We start from the raw sequence: 14,584 nt of genomic DNA, 5'->3' as shown, positions 1-14,584 counted from the left end.
GGGGGCTGATACTGTCTTGCCTGTCAAGCCACCCCCTGGACCAACCGGCCAGCGTAGTACTCTCTGAGCCGCCCCATCATCCGCCTGAGGAGCTTGTGGGCCACGGCCACCAAGGCCTGCTTCTTCGTTTTTCCCTGCGAGAGCAGGCGATGGTAGAAGGCCCGCATCTCCGGGTCATGGCGCACCGCCACCAGGGCCCCCATGTAAAGCTTCCGCCGCAAGAGGGGAGGCCCCTTCTTGGAGAGGCGGCTCCTCTCCACGCTCTTCCCCGACTCCTCCCGCTCGGGGATGAGCCCCGCGTAGGAGGCGGCCCTCTTCGCCCGGCCCCAAAGCTCCGGGGGCAGGAGGGCCAACACCGCCGCCGCCACCTGGGGCCCCACCCCGGGCAGGCCCATCAGCACCTCCGCCTCGGGGAGGGCGGCGAGGAGGGCCTGGACCCTGGCCTCCACCTCCCCAAGGAGCCCCCTCACGCACACCAGCTCCCTCTGAAGGAGGGCGAGGACCTGCTTGCTCCCCGCCCACTCCGTGTTCTTGGCTTCGGAGAAGAAGACCATGTCCCGGGGAAAGCGGTAGACGGTCTCCGCCACCGTGCCCCTTTCCAGGACCAGGTGGGAAAGGCCGAGCCGCTTGGCCCAAAGGGCGGCGCAAAGCCCCACCGGCCCCGCGCCCACCACCAGGACGTCCACCATCCCCTAGAGTTTAGGGCAACAGGTAGACTTCTTCCCATGGAGTGGCTCACCAACCCCGAGATCTGGCTGGCCTTCCTCACCCTGACGGTCCTCGAGGTGGTCCTCGGCGTGGACAACGTGATCTTCATCAGCATCCTGGCCTCCAAGCTCCCGAAGGAGGAGCAGGAGCGGGCCCGGGTGATGGGGCTGTCCCTAGCGGCGGTGACCCGGATCCTCTTCCTCCTCTCCATCGCCTCGATCCTGGCCCTCAAAAAGCCCCTCTTCGCCCTCCTCGGCCACGAGATCACGGGCAAGGACCTGGTGCTCATCGCCGGGGGGCTTTTCCTCATCTATAAGTCGGTGAAGGAGATCCACGAGAAGCTGGAGGGGGAGCCAGGCCATGCGGTCAAAAGGGTAGCCCCGAGCTTCTACAGCGTCATCGCCCAGGTCCTCCTCCTGGACATCGTCTTCTCCATAGACTCGGTGATCACCGCCGTGGGCCTCACCCCCTACGTGCCGGTGATGGTGGCGGCCATCCTCACCTCCGTAGGGGTGATGCTCCTCGCCTCCAAGGGCATCTACGCCTTCGTGAACCAGCACCCCACGGTGAAGATGCTAGCCCTTTCCTTCCTCCTTCTCATCGGCTTCACCCTGGTGGCCGAGGGCACGGGGGTGCACATCCCCAAGGGGTACGTGTACTTCGCCATGGGCTTCGCCGTCTTCGTGGAGTGGCTGAACCTCCGGGCGGGGCTTCGGGGCAGGCCGGTGAAGCTCCACGACCCTTACGAGGAAGAGGCCTAGCCCCCCTCCTGGTCCCGGGAGAGCTCGGGTAGAATCGCGCTGGGAGGTGGCTTGTGGAATACCGGATTGAGCGGGACACCATGGGCGAGGTGCGGGTGCCAGCAGACCGCTACTGGGGAGCCCAGACCCAGCGCTCCCTGGAGCACTTCCGTATCGGGGCCTGGCGCTTCCGGATGCCCCTCGAGGTCATCCGCGCCTACGGGATGCTGAAAAAGGCCGCCGCCAGAGCCAACCTGGAGCTCGGGGAGCTTCCCGAGGAGATCGCCAGGGCCATCCTCCAGGCGGCGGAGGAGGTGGTCCAGGGGAAGCTGGACGACCACTTCCCCCTGGTGGTCTTCCAGACCGGAAGCGGCACCCAGACCAACATGAACGTCAACGAGGTCATCGCCAACCGGGCCTCGGAGATCCTGGGGAAGCCCCTGGGGAGCAAGTACGTCCACCCCAACGACCACGTGAACCGGGGGCAGAGCTCCAACGACACCTTCCCCACCGCCATGTACGTGGCCGTGGCCCTGGCCCTAAACCAGAGGCTCTACCCGGCGGCGGAAGCCCTCATCCAGACCTTGGAGGAGAAGGCCCGGGCCTTTGACGACATCGTGAAGATCGGGCGGACCCACCTGATGGACGCCGTGCCCATCACCCTGGGCCAGGAGGTGGGAAGCTGGGCCGCCCAGCTCAGGAACACCCTCTCCATGGTGAAGGAGGCGGAAAAGGGCCTCTACCACCTCGCCATCGGGGGCACGGCGGTGGGCACGGGCCTAAACGCCCACCCCCGCTTTGGGGAGCTCGTGGCCAAATACCTGGCGGAGGAAACCGGGCTTCCCTTTAGGGTGGCGGAAAACCGCTTCGCCGCCCTCGCCGCCCACGACGAGCTCGTCAACGTCATGGGGGCCCTCCGCACCCTGGCCGGGGCCCTGATGAAGGTGGGCAACGACGTCCGCTGGCTGGCCTCGGGGCCCTACGGGGGCATCGGGGAGATCTTCATCCCCGCCAACGAGCCGGGGTCTTCCATCATGCCGGGGAAGGTGAACCCCACCCAGGTGGAGGCTCTCACCATGGTGGTGGTCCGGGTCTTTGGCAACGACCACGCCGTGGCCTTTGCGGGAAGCCAGGGGAACTTCCAGCTCAACGTCTACAAGCCGGTGATGGCCGACGCCGCCCTGGAGTCCATCAAGCTCCTCGCCGAGGCCATGGAGTCCTTCAACGAGCACCTGGCCAAGGGGATTGAGCCCAACCTGGAGCGCATTCAGGAGCACCTGGAGAAGAACCCCATGCTGGCCACCGCCCTCAACAAGGCCATCGGCTACGACAAGGCGGCGGAGGTGGTGAAGAAGGCCCTCAAGGAGAAGAAGACCCTGAAGCAGGCGGCCCTGGAGCTCGGCTACCTCACGGAGGAGGAGTTTGACCGCATCGTGGTGCCCCTGAAGCTCGCCAAGCCCCACGAGGAAGCCTAGGCGGCGCGGGGCTTTGTGAGAAAGGCCACCCCCCAAGGGGTGGCCTCTTTTATAGTGAGGGGCGGAGGTGAAGTATGCCGTACCCGTTCAAGCTTCCCGAGCTCGGCTACCCTTACCAGGCCCTCGAGCCCCACATTGACGCCCAGACCATGGAGATCCACCACCAGAAGCACCACGGGGGCTACGTGAATAACCTCAACGCCGCCCTGGAAAAGCACCCCTACCTCCACGGGGCGGAGGTGGAGGTCCTCCTGCGCCACCTCGCCGCCCTCCCCGCCGACATCCAGGCCGCCGTGCGCAACAACGGGGGCGGCCACCTGAACCACAGCCTCTTCTGGAAGCTCCTCACCCCGGGAGGGGCCAAGGAGCCCGTGGGGGAGCTGAAGAAGGCCATTGACGAGGAGTTCGGGGGCTTCCAGGCCCTCAAGGAGAAGCTCACCCAGGCGGCCATGGGCCGCTTCGGCTCGGGCTGGGCCTGGCTGGTGAAGGACCCCTTCGGCAAGCTCCACGTCCTCTCCACCCCCAACCAGGACAACCCCGTGATGGAGGGCTTCACCCCCATCGTGGGCATTGACGTCTGGGAGCACGCCTACTACCTCAAGTACCAGAACCGCCGGGCCGACTACCTCCAGGCCATCTGGAACGTCCTCAACTGGGACGTGGCCGAGGAGTTCTTCAAAAAGGCCTAGCCATAGCGCAACCCGGGGCCCCTACGGGGGGGCGAGGAGCCGCTCCACGGCCCGCTCCACGGCCAAGACCGCTTCCCTGAGGCGCCACGCCCCCCTATCCCGCACCCCGGCGGGGTTGGAGATGGCCCTAAGCTCCGCCCCCCTAACCCCCAAGGCCAGGCAGGCCCGGGCGAAGGCCGCCCCCTCCATGTTCTCCAAGGCGGCCCCCCACCTCTGGGCCAAGGCCCGGGCCTCCTCAGGGCCCTCCGAGACCAGGTCCCGGGTGAGGCCCACGGCCACCCTTAGGCCAAGCCTCTGGGCGAGGGCCCCGGTGAGGCCGGGGTCCAGGGGAAAGCGGTTGTAGTAGCGCCTTTCCCCAAGCTCCAAGGCGGGAAAGCCCAAGGGTTCCAGGCCCTCCTTCAGGCCGAGGTCCGCCTCCACCTCCTCCCCCACCAGGACCGCCTCCCCCAAGGGGGGGCCCCCGGGGTAGGCCCCGGCGAGGCCGAAGAGGAGGGCCTTCTCCACGGGGTTTCTCGCGGCGTAGGCCGCGAGGGCCATGGCGGCGTTCACCTTGCCGATCCCCGTTTCCAGATAGACGAACCCCTCCCCCTTAAGGCCCTTCCAGGCGAGGAAGGCGAAGGGTTCCCCCTTCAAAAAGGGGGCCTCGAGGCGGGTGGGGGAAAGGAGGAGCCACACTACTCCACCACCCTAAACCCCAGGGCCTCGGCCCGCTCCACGAAGAACTGGATGTTCTCCGCCTTCACCTCCCCCCCGAGGCTCTTCCGGTCAAAGGCCTCCTCCGCCGCCAGGATCATGGTCTCGGCCAGGCAGGCGGGGACCTGGTCCGGGGCCCCGAAGTGGAGGTCCAGGGTGGCCCGCGCCTCCCCGGGAAGCCGCACCACGCCCCCCGGGATCACCCGCACCCCCGGCACCTCCCGGACCGAGGGGTGCACGTCCGGGGGCACCCCCTCGTCGTAGATCCAGGCCCCGGGCTTCACGTGCTCGGGGTAGATCACCGGGGCGGGGTCGCTGGTGGCGGTGAAGACCAGGTCCGCCTCCCGGATGGCGGCGATCTCCGTGGTGGCCAGGATCTCGGGCACCTCCCCTTTGCGCTCCAGGTTCTTCCTGAGGCTCTCCGCCGCCCTTTCCAGGCGCTTTAGGTCCCGCCCCACCAGGACGAGCTTTCCCACGTAGGGGGCGATCTGGCGGGCGATGCCGAAGGCCACCACCCCGTTCGCCCCCACCACCGCCGCCGTGACCCCCTTCAGGTCCTTGCCGCTTTGGGCGAAGTGGGCGAGGATCCTGGGGATGGCCGCCCTGACGGTGCCTGCGGTGTAGGCCCCGCCATTCGTCACCTCAATGCCGGGCACGGCCTCCTGCACCCTTTTCCCCTTCTCCCCCACCACGCTCCAGAAGGCCCCGAGGCCCACCACCGTGGCCCCAAGCTCCTTGGCAAGCCGCGCCCCCTGGATGGCCCGCCGCACGGCGAGCTCCGGCTTGGCCTTGATCTGGTGGGGAAAGAGGGGGGCGGAGATGAGGTGGCAGAGGACCTCCCGCCCGTCCGCCGTCCGCACCCCCCGCACCTCCCCCACCTTCATGGGCCGGAAGCGCTCGGCGAGGCGCTCTATCCATTCCCGCTTGAGGAGGCCGAGGCGCACCAGGGGCCTGAGCCAGCGGAAGCGGGGGCTCTGCCAGAGGTCCTCCAGGGTCAGGGGGTGGATGAGGAAGGCGCAGACCACCTGCTTTCCTGAGGGAAGCGGCAGGGGCTCGCCGAGCCTGGGCTCGGTGCCATCGAGGATCCGCCCCAGGTTCTCCTTGTAGCGCCAGAGGGCGAGGAGGAAGAGGGCAAGGGCGGAAAGCTTTTCCCCAAGGCCAAACCCCCCGAAGAGCGTCACCCCCAAAAGCCCCAAGGGAAGCCCCAAGGCAGCCAAGGAGGCGTAGCCGGTGAGGGCGTAGAGGGCGAGGCCCAGGGCCACGGGGACGAGGCCCAGGGCAGGCGGCAGGGGAAGGCCGGAAAGGATTCCGAGGAGGACCCCCGCCCCCTTGGCCCTTAAGGGCCAGGGGTCCCGGAGGAAAAGGGGGTAGAGGTGGCCGAGATATGCCGCCACCCCCAAGGCGAGGAGCCCGGCGAGGTCCAACCCCAAAGCCCGCCCCAGGAGAAGGGGCAGGTAGCCCTTGAGGAAGTCCAGGAGAAAGGAGAGGAGGAGGCCTAGGCCCAGGCGCCTAAGGGCGCTTTCCAGGCCCAGGGTGTAGGGGCTTGCCGTGCGCAGGTCCACCCCGCGCCGCCTGGCGAGCCAGTGCCCGAGAGGCAGGGCCCCCACGAGGTAGGCGAGGGGAAGGAGAAGCGCCGTCATCGCAGGTAGTTTAGCCCGTACACCGTCCCCCCGGTGAGGAGGAGGACGAGGACCCCCGCCGCCACCACCCCCAAGGAGATGGCCAGGAGGGCGTAGCGCCGCCTAAGGCCCAGGACCACGGCCAAAACGCTTCCGCTCCAGGCCCCGGTGCCGGGAAGGGGGACGGCCACGAAAAGGAAGAGGCCCAAGGCCCCCAGGCGCTGGACCTGCTCCTCTCCCCTAAGCCGGACCCGGGCCTCGAGGGCCTGCCAGGCCCGCGCCAGGAGAGGGACGCGGGTGGCGAGGTCCAGAACCCAGGGAAGGAGGGCCAAGGCGAGGGGGGCCACCAGCAGGTTTCCCAGGAGGGCCAGGGAAAAGGCCTCCCAGAGGGAAAGCCCCAGGGCCACCCCCAGGGGAATGGCCCCCCTGAGCTCCGCCACCGGGAGGACCGCCACCAGGAGGACGTAAAGTTGCGGCGGGATCGGGTTCATCTTCATCGGAAAGGGCGCCGGAGCCTGGCCCGGCGCCCCCTCCCCGGCCCTTAGGCCTGGGCCGCCTTGGCCCTCGCTACCAGCTCGGCGAAAGCCTGGGGCTCCCGCACCGCGAGGTCCGCCAGGTTCTTCCGGTCCACCTCAATCCCCGCCTTCTTCAGCCCGTGGATGAAGGTGGAGTAGCTCATCCCGTGCTGGCGGCAGGCGGCGTTGATGCGCACGATCCAGAGCCTGCGGAAGTCCCGCTTCTTCCGCTTGCGGTGGGCGTAGGCGTAGTTGCCCGCGGCGAAGAGGGTTTCCCGGGCCTTGCGGAAGCTCTTGGAGCGGAGGCCCCAGTACCCCTTGGCCAGCTTCAGGATCTTCTTGTGCTTCCTGCGGCGGACAAATCCGGTCTTGGCGCGCGGCATCCTCTACCTCCTCACTCGTAAGGGAGGAGAAGCTTGATCCGCTCCGCCTCCGGCTTGGCCAGGACGAACTTCCGCCCCTTCTGGCGGATCTCCTTCCCGGACTTCTGCCAGTTGAGGTGCCGCTTCCCCGTCTTCATGGCCACCACCTTGCCCGAAGCGGTGATCTTGACCCGCTTCTTGGCGCCCTTGTGGGTCTTCATCTTCGGCATAAGCCTCCTCCGCTTTGGGAAGCGCCCCCGAAGGGGTCTTGGGTGCTCCCCAAAGCCCTCCCACTATACCAGAGGGGGCTTCCTCGGTCTAGGCCGACACCTTGGCCGGGGCCAGGAGCATGTTCATGTCCCGGCCGAGGATCTCGGGCTTCATCTCCACCACCGCCATCCCCTTGAGGTCCTCGGCCACCCGCTCTAGAAGCCTCTCCCCGAGCTCGGGGTGGGCCATTTCCCGCCCCCGGAACATGATGGTCACCTTGACCTTGTGCCCCTCCTCCAGAAAGCGCTTGATATGGCCCAGCTTGGTCCGATAGTCGTGCTCGTCAATCTTCACCCGGAACTTGATGGACTTGACCTCGGTGCGCTTGGCCTTCTTCCGGGCCTCCTTCTCCGCCACCTGCTGCTCGTAGCGCCACTTGGAGTAGTCCATGATGCGGGCCACGGGCGGATCGGCGGTGGGGCCCACCAGGACCAGGTCCAGGTCCTGCTCCTGGGCGAGCCGAAGGGCCTCCCGGGTGTCCATGATGCCGAGCTGCTGTCCATCGGGGCCGATGACCCTTACCTGTTTGGCGCGTATGCGTTCGTTCGTCAGGTACTCCTTTATCTACACCACCTCCTAGCCCGCCAAGCCCTTTCGCCGAAGTTTGCGGGCTAAGGGGAGTGTAGCAGGAAAAGGCCCTCGGCTACAATGGGGGCATGGTCCAGGTGGAAAGAGGCCGCGTGGCCACGATCTTCCTCAACGACCCCGAGCGGCGCAACCCCCTCTCCCCGGGGATGGTGGAAGGGCTCCTAAAGGCCTTAGACGCGCTGGAGGAAGACCTCGAGGTGCGGGCGGTGGTCCTCACGGGAAGGGGCAAGGCCTTCAGCGCCGGGGCGGACCTCGCCTTTCTGGAAAGGGTCACGGAGCTCGGCGCCGAGGAGAACTACCGCCACTCCCTCTCCCTCATGCGCCTCTTCCACCGCCTCTACACCTTCCCCAAGCCCACGGTGGCCGCGGTGAACGGGGTGGCGGTGGCCGGGGGGGCGGGGCTCGCCACCGCCTGCGACCTGGTGGTCATGGACCGAGAAGCCCAAATCGGCTACACCGAGGTGAAGATCGGCTTCGTGGCCGCCTTGGTCTCGGTGATCCTCTCCCGGGCCGTGGGGGAGAAGGCCGCCAAGGACCTCCTCCTCACGGGAAGGCTCGTGGGGGCGGAGGAGGCCAAGGCCCTGGGCCTCGTGAACCGCGTGGCCCCTCCGGGGAGGGCCCTGGAGGAGGCGGTGGCCCTGGCGGAGGAGGTGGCGAAGAACGCCCCCACCTCCCTTCGCCTCACCAAGGAGCTCCTCCTCGCCCTGCCGGGGATGGGCCTCGAGGACGGCTTCCGCCTAGCCGCCCTCGCCAACGCCTGGGTGCGGGAGACCGGGGACCTGAAGGAGGGCATCCGGGCCTTCTTTGAGAAACGGCCGCCCAAGTTCTAGACTCTCCTTATGGGCCTCGTCCCCGAGTGCTTCATCACCGAGATCGTGGAGCGGGACCTCAAGGAGGGAAAGTACCCCAAGCTCCTCACCCGCTTCCCCCCGGAGCCCAACGGCTACCTCCACATCGGCCACGCCCGGAGCATCGTCTTAAACTTCGGCCTGGCCCAGGACTACGGCGGGGAGTGCAACCTGCGCTTTGACGACACCAACCCCGAGACCGAGAAGGAGGAGTACGCCCGGGCCATTGAGGAGGACGTGCGCTGGCTCGGCTTCACCCCGAGCCGGGTCCTCTACGCCTCGGACTACTTTGAGACCATGTACCAATGCGCCCTGGCCCTCATCCAGGAGGGCAAGGCCTACGTGGACGACCTCCCCGAGGAGGAGATGAGCGCCTTAAGGGCCGAGGGGAAACCAAGCCCCTACCGGGAACGGAGCGTGGAGGAGAACCTGGAGCTCTTTGAGAGGATGCGCCGGGGGGAGTTCCCCACGGGAAGCCGGGTCCTTAGGGCCAAGATTGACCCCGCCCACCCCAACTTCAAGCTCCGCGACCCCGTGCTCTACCGCATCGTCCACGCCCCCCACTACCACGCCGGGGACCGGTGGGTGGTCTACCCCATGTACGACTTCGCCCACCCCCTGGAGGACTTCATTGAGGGGGTCACCCACTCCCTCTGCACCCTGGAGTTTGAGAACAACCGGGCGGTCTACGACTGGGTCATTGAAAACCTCAAGGGGAAGTGCGGCCTTCTCACCTCTCCGAGGCCCCACCAGTACGAGTTCGCCCGGCTGGACCTAAGCCACACCGTGCTCTCCAAGAGGAAGCTCATCAAGCTGGTGGAAGGGGGGTATGTGTGGGGCTGGGACGACCCCAGGCTTCCTACCCTAAGGGCCTTGAGGCGGAGGGGGGTAAGGCCCGAGGCCATCGTGGAGTTCGTGCGCAAGACGGGGATCTCCCGCAACGAGGCCCAGATAGCCATGGACCTCTTTGAGGAGGTGGTGCGGGACGACCTGAACCCCATCGCCCCCCGGGTCTTAGGCGTGGTGGACCCCTTGAAGGTGGTCCTCACCAACTACGAGGGGGAGGAGTGGCTTCAGGCCCCCTACTGGCCCCGGGACATCCCCAAGGAGGGAAGCCGCCCCCTCCCCTTCTCCCCGGAGCTCTATATTGAGCGCACGGACTTTAGCCTTCACCCCCCCAAGGGCTGGAAGCGCCTCGCCCCGGGGCAGAGGGTGCGCCTCCGGCACGCCTACGTGGTGGAGCTCGAGGACGTGGTGGAAGAGGGAGGCGAGGTGAAGCTCCTCAAGGCCCGGATCGTCCCCGGCACCCTGGGGGCGAACCCCGAGGACGGGGTCAGGCCCAAGGGGGTGATCCACTGGGTCTCGGCCCGCCACGCCCTCCCCGTGGAGTTTAGGCTCTACGGGAGGCTCTTCCGCACCCCTGACCCCGAGGAGGGCGGGGACTTCCTAAAGAACCTCAACCCCGAGGCCCTTTTGGTGAAGCGGGGCTTCCTTGAGCCCAGCGTGGCCAAGGACCCCGAGGACACCCGCTACCAGCTGGAGCGCCTCGGCTACTTCTGGCGGGACCCCGTGGACTCTAGGCCCGAGGCCCTGGTGATGAACCGCATCGTGCCCCTGAAGGAGGGGTACCGGGCCTAAAGCCCTACGCTCACGCCCAAGGCCCCGCCCAGGCCGAAGGCCCGGACCGGGGCCAGGTAGTAGACGGGATGGAGCTCCAGGTAGACCCCGAGGAGGGGCAGGGGAAGGTTGAGCCAGGTGCCCAACACCGCCCGCACGCCCCCTTGCCCCGCCCCGTCCCGGGGAAAGGAGAGGGCCCGCCTGGTGCCGTAGAAGCCCCCCAGGCCCAGGTAGAGGTCCGTGAGGGGGACCTTGAAGAGGAGGTCCGCCCCGCCCCCCAGGGCCTCGAGGCCCGCCCCCCCGTAGGCCCGCCCGTCCAAAAGGAGGGGGACGAGGGGGAAGCGCACCCCGGCCTGAAGCCCGAAGGGGCTGCCCGCGCTGAACTCGGCCCGCTGGGCCACGCCGAAGGCCAAGACCAGGAAAAGCGCCGCCCAAACCCTACGCACGCCGCACCTCCTTGAGAAGGTCCTCCACCTTGGCCACCTGCGCCCGGTGGGTCCCGGGCCGATAGTCCACCATCACCGCTTCCACGCGGAGCATCCTGAGGGCCGTCAAGAAAGCCTCCTTCAGGGCCCAGCTCTCCAAGGCGCTCACCCGCATCCCCAGGTGGGGGTGGTGGGCCAGGAAGGCCTCGGCCAGCTCCCGGCTCGTCCAGATCCCGGAAAGCCTCTCCCCCAAGGCCTCCACCACCAGGTGCTCCCCGGGCTCCCCCTCCAGCACGTACCAGGTCCCGGAAAGGTCGGGCGCCACCCGCTCATAATACCCTCGTGCGCCTGGACCGGTACCTGGTGGAGAGGGGCCTCGCGGAAAGCCGGGAGAAGGCCAAGCGCCTGATCCAGGAGGGCAGGGTGCGGGTGGGAGGAAGGGTGGTAAAGAAGCCCGCCCACCCCGTGCCCCAAGACGCCCCCGTGGAGCTTCTCGCGGAGGAGCGCTACGTGGGCCGGGGGGCCTACAAACTCCTCGGGGCCCTGGAGGCCTTTCCCGTGGAGCCCAGGGGAAAGCTCTGCGCCGACCTCGGGGCGGGCACCGGGGGGTTCACGCAGGTGCTCCTGGAGGGAGGGGCGAGGCGGGTCTACGCCGTGGACGTGGGGCGGGGCCAGCTCCACCCCCGCCTCCGGGAAGACCCCCGGGTGGTGGCCCTGGAGGAACAGGACGCCCGCACCCTGGTCCTGCCCGAGCCCGTGGACCTGGTGGTGATGGACGTCGCCTTCATCTCCTCCACCCTCCTCCTTCCCAAGGTGCTGGAGCTCCTAAGGCCAAAAGGGGAGGCCCTGGTCCTGGTCAAGCCCCAGTTTGAGCTCGGGCCCAAAGCCCACAAGGGGGTGGTGCGGGAGGAGGCCAAGCGGCAAGAGGCCCTGAGGCGGGTGCGGGAAAAGGCCAGGGAGCTTGGCTTCCAGGTCCTGGGGGAAAGGGAAAGCCCCCTCCCGGGGAAGGAGGGGAACCTGGAGTACTGGCTTTGGCTCAGGCGCCCTTGAGCCACTCCTCGGCGATCTGCACGGCGTTTAAGGCGGCCCCCTTCAGGAGCTGGTCCCCCACCACGAAGAAGTCCAGGCCGTTCTCAAAGGCGAGGCTTTTCCGGATCCTTCCCACCTCCACGTCCCACTTGCCGCTCGCGGTGAGGGGCATGGGGTAGCGCTTGGCCTCGGGCTCGTCCACCACCTCCACCCCCGGGGCCTCCCTCAGGACCTCCCGGGCCGCCTCCGGGGTCACGGGGCGGGCGAACTCCACGCTCACCGCCTCGGCGTGGGCCCTTAGGGTGGGCACCCGCACCGCCGTGGCGCTGATCCTAAGGGAGTCGTCCCCGAAGATCTTGTGGGTCTCCCAGACCACCTTCATCTCCTCGCGGGTGTAGCCGTTCTCCTGGAAGGCGTCTATGTGGGGGATGACGTTGAAGGGGAGGGGGTGGGCGAAGGCCTCCGCCTTGGGGGCTTCCCCGTGGAGGAAGCGGTGGGTCTCCCGGAGGAGCTCCTCCATGGCCTTGGCCCCGGCGCCTGAAGCCGCCTGGTAGGTGGCCACCACGACCCGCTTGGCGCGGAAGGCCTGGTGCAGGGGCCAGAGGGCCATGGCCAGGATGGCCGTGGTGCAGTTGGGGTTGGCGATGATCCCCCGGTGCTGGAAGATCTTTTCCCGGTTCACCTCGGGGACCACCAGGGGCACCCAGGGCTCGTAGCGCCAGGCGCTGGAGTTGTCTATGACCAGGGCCCCGCCCTCCGCCCAGACCAAGGCCTTGGCCTTGGAAAGGCTTCCCCCGGCGCTCGCCAGCACCAGGTCCACGGGGAGAGGCCCCTCGGGCAGGGGCTCCACGGGAATCTCCTCGCCCCGGAAGGGAAGGCGCGCCCCGGCGGAGCGGGGGGAGGCGTAGAGCCGGAGCTCGGAGAGGGGGAAGTTCCGGGCCTCGAGGACCTTGAGGATCTCCCGCCCCACGGCCCCCGTGGCCCCCACCACGGCCACCCTCATGCGTCCTCCGTAAGCTCTAGCTCTTCCCACATGACCCGGGTGTGGGCCCAGAGGTGGGTGAGGCTATGGAGGACCTCCTCCTCCAAGGCGCTTCGCGCTTCCGGAGGCGCCTCCTTCAGGCTTTGGTACACCGCCTTGAGGCGGTCCACCTCCTCAAAGAGCTCCTGCCAGATGGGGTCAGGCAGGCCCACTACCTTCTCAACCTGCGGAGTAGCCGCCTTCGTTCCCCTTCCCATGCCCGAATCTCCCTTTCCCCCTTTCCAATCAACCCCCAGTCGGGGTTAGCCCTCTCCAGCTCCTCCCTGATCTTCCGGTGATGCTGAAGGATTTGGTATTCCAATCCTTCAAGCCGCTTGCGAAGCTGCTTGTTCCTGCTCAAGGCGCCCCGCGAAGATGCCTATAGCTTACCACCTAAGCCTCTCCCGAAGGAAGCCCTCCAGCTCGTCCACGTGGAGCCTTATCTGCTCCATGGTGTCCCGGTCCCGCACCGTGACCGTGTCCTTGAGCTTGCTGGTGCCGTCCTTGCCCTGGCCGAGGGTGTCGTAGTCCACGGTGACGGCGAAGGGGGTGCCCACCTCGTCGTGGCGGCGGTAGGCCTTGCCGATGTTGCCCGTGTCCTCGTAGAAGACCCGCCCGAGGCCCAAAGCGAGGAGCCTGGCCTTGAGGCGCTTGGCGTACTCGGTGATCTCCGGGCGGTTTTTCACCAGGGGAATGACCGCCACCTTGATGGGGGCGAGCTGGGGCTTGAGCTTGAGGACGATGCGCTCTTCCCCACTGGGAAGCTCTTCCCTTGTGAAGGCCTCGGCGAGGAGGGCCAAGACCCCCCGGTCCACCCCGGCAGAGGGCTCAATCACGTAGGGCACGAACCACTTTCCCGTCTCGGGATCGCGGTAGGCGAGGCGGGCCGTGGAGTGCTCGTTCCTCAGGACCCGGGCGGTGATCCCCAGGGCCTCCTGGTCCTTGGTGTGGCTCCCCAGGTCAAAGTCCGTGCGGTTGGCGATGCCCTCAAGCTCCTCCAGGCCGTGGGGGAAGCGGTAGAGGAGGTCCACGGTGGCCTTGGCGTAGTGGGCGAGCTCCTCCGGGGGCTGCTCGTAGGGGACGAGGTTCTCGCGGCTTAGGCCCATCTCCTGCCACCACCTAAGGCGCTCCTCCACCCAGTAGCGGTGCCAGCGCTCGTCCTCCCCCGGGCGGACGAAGTACTCGATCTCCATCTGCTCAAACTCCCGTACCCGGAAGATGAAGTTCCTGGGGGTGATCTCGTTGCGGAAGGCCTTGCCGATCTGGGCGATGCCGAAGGGGAGCTTGCGGCTCGTGGCGTCCAGGACGTTCTTGAAGTTGACGAAGATGCCCTGGGCGGTCTCCGGGCGCAGGTAGGCCAGGGAGGCCTCGTCCTCCACGGGGCCCACGTAGGTCTTGAACATCATGTTGAAGTACCGGGGCGGGGTCCAGTCCCCCGGCTCCCCGCTCGCGGGGTCCAGGACACCGGCCGCGGTCATGGCCCCTCCCGCCCTCTCGGGGGCCCCCATCATGGCCTGGACCAGGGCGTGGAGGTTTCCCTCCTCCACCTCCATGGCCCGGTAAAGCCGCCCGAGGACCTCCTCAGGCTGGTCCTTGAGAAGGTGGTCCAGGCGGTAGCGCTTCTTGGTGATGCGGTTGTCCACCATGGGGTCGGCGAAGGTGGCCTCGTGCCCGGAGTAGTGGAGGACCAGGCGGTGGGTGAGGACGCTGGCGTCCAGGCCCTCCATGTCGTCCCGCTCGTAGACGTTCCTGCGCCACCAGGCCTGCTTGAGGTTGTTCTTGAGCTCCACCCCCAAGGGCCCGTAGTCGTAGACGCCCTGGAGGCCCCCGTAGATCTCGGAGCTTTGGAAGATGAAGCCGCGCCGCTTGCAAAGGGCTACCAGTTCCTCGAGGGTGCTCGCCGGCATGCTTCCTCCTCAAAAAGGGGGGCAAAGACCCCCGGTTAGAGGGCATCTTACCGGATGGGGCCAAGGTGAGCCTGGGCG

General features: G+C 67.7%; 18 protein-coding genes. 6 read left to right on the top strand and 12 right to left on the bottom strand.

Going from position 1 to position 14,584, the window contains the following annotated elements; genetic code table 11:
• Positions 1 to 23 precede the first annotated feature (23 nt).
• Positions 24 to 689, bottom strand: coding sequence for a transposase (locus ABJK26_RS04225; protein ID WP_347240991.1), 666 nt, complete (start codon positions 687 to 689; stop codon positions 24 to 26).
• Positions 690 to 725: 36 nt separating this feature from the next.
• Here ABJK26_RS04225 and ABJK26_RS04220 point away from each other — a divergent pair, with 36 nt between their 5' ends.
• From ABJK26_RS04220 to ABJK26_RS04210, 3 genes are all read left to right on the top strand, one after another.
• Positions 726 to 1,469: a TerC family protein gene (locus ABJK26_RS04220; RefSeq protein ID WP_347240990.1), complete on the top strand. Its 744-nt coding sequence runs from the start codon at positions 726 to 728 to the stop codon at positions 1,467 to 1,469.
• Between the two features lie 53 nt (positions 1,470 to 1,522).
• Positions 1,523 to 2,923: a class II fumarate hydratase gene (gene fumC, locus ABJK26_RS04215; RefSeq protein ID WP_347240989.1), complete on the top strand. Its 1,401-nt coding sequence runs from the start codon at positions 1,523 to 1,525 to the stop codon at positions 2,921 to 2,923.
• A gap of 74 nt (positions 2,924 to 2,997) precedes the next feature.
• Positions 2,998 to 3,612, top strand: a complete 615-nt coding sequence (locus ABJK26_RS04210) for a superoxide dismutase (RefSeq protein WP_347240988.1) — start codon at positions 2,998 to 3,000, stop codon at positions 3,610 to 3,612.
• 21 nt (positions 3,613 to 3,633) lie between these two features.
• Here ABJK26_RS04210 and mqnB read toward each other — a convergent pair whose 3' ends face one another.
• The 6 genes from mqnB to infC form a co-directional block, all read right to left on the bottom strand.
• Complete coding sequence (gene mqnB, locus ABJK26_RS04205; RefSeq protein WP_347240987.1) at positions 3,634 to 4,287, bottom strand: futalosine hydrolase; 654 nt, start codon at positions 4,285 to 4,287, stop codon at positions 3,634 to 3,636.
• Positions 4,287 to 5,945, bottom strand: a complete 1,659-nt coding sequence (locus ABJK26_RS04200; RefSeq protein ID WP_347240986.1) for a glycerol-3-phosphate acyltransferase — start codon at positions 5,943 to 5,945, stop codon at positions 4,287 to 4,289. The genes mqnB and ABJK26_RS04200 overlap by 1 nt, the downstream gene beginning before the upstream one ends.
• Positions 5,942 to 6,421 carry a small multi-drug export protein gene (locus ABJK26_RS04195; RefSeq protein WP_347240985.1) on the bottom strand — a complete coding sequence of 160 codons (480 nt, stop codon included), beginning with the start codon at positions 6,419 to 6,421 and terminating at the stop codon, positions 5,942 to 5,944. Before ABJK26_RS04195 ends, ABJK26_RS04200 begins: the two co-directional genes overlap by 4 nt.
• A 44-nt stretch (positions 6,422 to 6,465) precedes the next feature.
• A complete protein-coding gene (gene rplT / locus ABJK26_RS04190) occupies positions 6,466 to 6,822 on the bottom strand; it encodes a 50S ribosomal protein L20 (RefSeq protein WP_347240983.1) in 357 nt (118 codons plus the stop codon).
• Positions 6,823 to 6,833: 11 nt separating this feature from the next.
• Positions 6,834 to 7,031, bottom strand: a complete 198-nt coding sequence (rpmI, locus tag ABJK26_RS04185; RefSeq protein ID WP_011172638.1) for a 50S ribosomal protein L35 — start codon at positions 7,029 to 7,031, stop codon at positions 6,834 to 6,836.
• Positions 7,032 to 7,119: 88 nt separating this feature from the next.
• Positions 7,120 to 7,635 (bottom strand): translation initiation factor IF-3, encoded by a 516-nt coding sequence (gene infC / locus ABJK26_RS04180; RefSeq protein WP_347240993.1) that lies wholly within the window; start codon positions 7,633 to 7,635, stop codon positions 7,120 to 7,122.
• A gap of 92 nt (positions 7,636 to 7,727) precedes the next feature.
• Between infC and ABJK26_RS04175 the strand changes: the two genes are divergently transcribed.
• Both ABJK26_RS04175 and ABJK26_RS04170 read left to right on the top strand, forming a co-directional pair.
• On the top strand, positions 7,728 to 8,489 hold the full coding sequence (locus ABJK26_RS04175; RefSeq protein ID WP_347240982.1) for an enoyl-CoA hydratase/isomerase family protein: 762 nt from the start codon (positions 7,728 to 7,730) through the stop codon (positions 8,487 to 8,489).
• Positions 8,490 to 8,498: 9 nt separating this feature from the next.
• Positions 8,499 to 10,145 carry a glutamine--tRNA ligase/YqeY domain fusion protein gene (locus ABJK26_RS04170; RefSeq protein WP_347240980.1) on the top strand — a complete coding sequence of 549 codons (1,647 nt, stop codon included), beginning with the start codon at positions 8,499 to 8,501 and terminating at the stop codon, positions 10,143 to 10,145.
• On the opposite strand, the gene ABJK26_RS04165 is transcribed toward ABJK26_RS04170, so the two are convergent.
• Together ABJK26_RS04165 and ABJK26_RS04160 are read right to left on the bottom strand one after the other, a co-directional pair.
• Positions 10,142 to 10,570 (bottom strand): hypothetical protein, encoded by a 429-nt coding sequence (locus ABJK26_RS04165; RefSeq protein WP_347240979.1) that lies wholly within the window; start codon positions 10,568 to 10,570, stop codon positions 10,142 to 10,144. The two genes, ABJK26_RS04170 and ABJK26_RS04165, sit on opposite strands and share 4 nt — an antisense overlap.
• On the bottom strand, positions 10,563 to 10,874 hold the full coding sequence (locus tag ABJK26_RS04160) for a DUF3234 domain-containing protein (protein ID WP_347240978.1): 312 nt from the start codon (positions 10,872 to 10,874) through the stop codon (positions 10,563 to 10,565). The genes ABJK26_RS04165 and ABJK26_RS04160 overlap by 8 nt, the downstream gene beginning before the upstream one ends.
• 17 nt (positions 10,875 to 10,891) lie before the next feature.
• On the opposite strand from ABJK26_RS04160, the gene ABJK26_RS04155 reads away from it, so the two are divergent.
• Positions 10,892 to 11,599, top strand: coding sequence for a TlyA family RNA methyltransferase (locus ABJK26_RS04155; protein WP_347240977.1), 708 nt, complete (start codon positions 10,892 to 10,894; stop codon positions 11,597 to 11,599).
• On the opposite strand, the gene ABJK26_RS04150 is transcribed toward ABJK26_RS04155, so the two are convergent.
• The 3 genes from ABJK26_RS04150 to ABJK26_RS04140 all read right to left on the bottom strand — a co-directional run bounded on the left by ABJK26_RS04150 (position 11,586) and on the right by ABJK26_RS04140 (position 14,506).
• Entirely contained in the window at positions 11,586 to 12,581 is a 996-nt protein-coding gene (locus ABJK26_RS04150) for an aspartate-semialdehyde dehydrogenase (protein WP_347240976.1), read from the bottom strand. The two genes, ABJK26_RS04155 and ABJK26_RS04150, sit on opposite strands and share 14 nt — an antisense overlap.
• Entirely contained in the window at positions 12,578 to 12,772 is a 195-nt protein-coding gene (locus tag ABJK26_RS04145) for a hypothetical protein (RefSeq protein ID WP_347240975.1), read from the bottom strand. Before ABJK26_RS04145 ends, ABJK26_RS04150 begins: the two co-directional genes overlap by 4 nt.
• A gap of 213 nt (positions 12,773 to 12,985) precedes the next feature.
• A complete protein-coding gene (locus ABJK26_RS04140) occupies positions 12,986 to 14,506 on the bottom strand; it encodes a glycine--tRNA ligase (RefSeq protein WP_347240973.1) in 1,521 nt (506 codons plus the stop codon).
• Positions 14,507 to 14,584: the final 78 nt, after the last annotated feature.

The organism is Thermus sp. (genome assembly GCF_039793865.1).
In the GTDB taxonomy this organism is placed as follows: Bacteria; Deinococcota; Deinococci; order Deinococcales; family Thermaceae; genus Thermus.
Note: the sequence above shows the minus strand (reverse complement) of the source record. Positions and strands in the feature narration are given on the sequence as shown.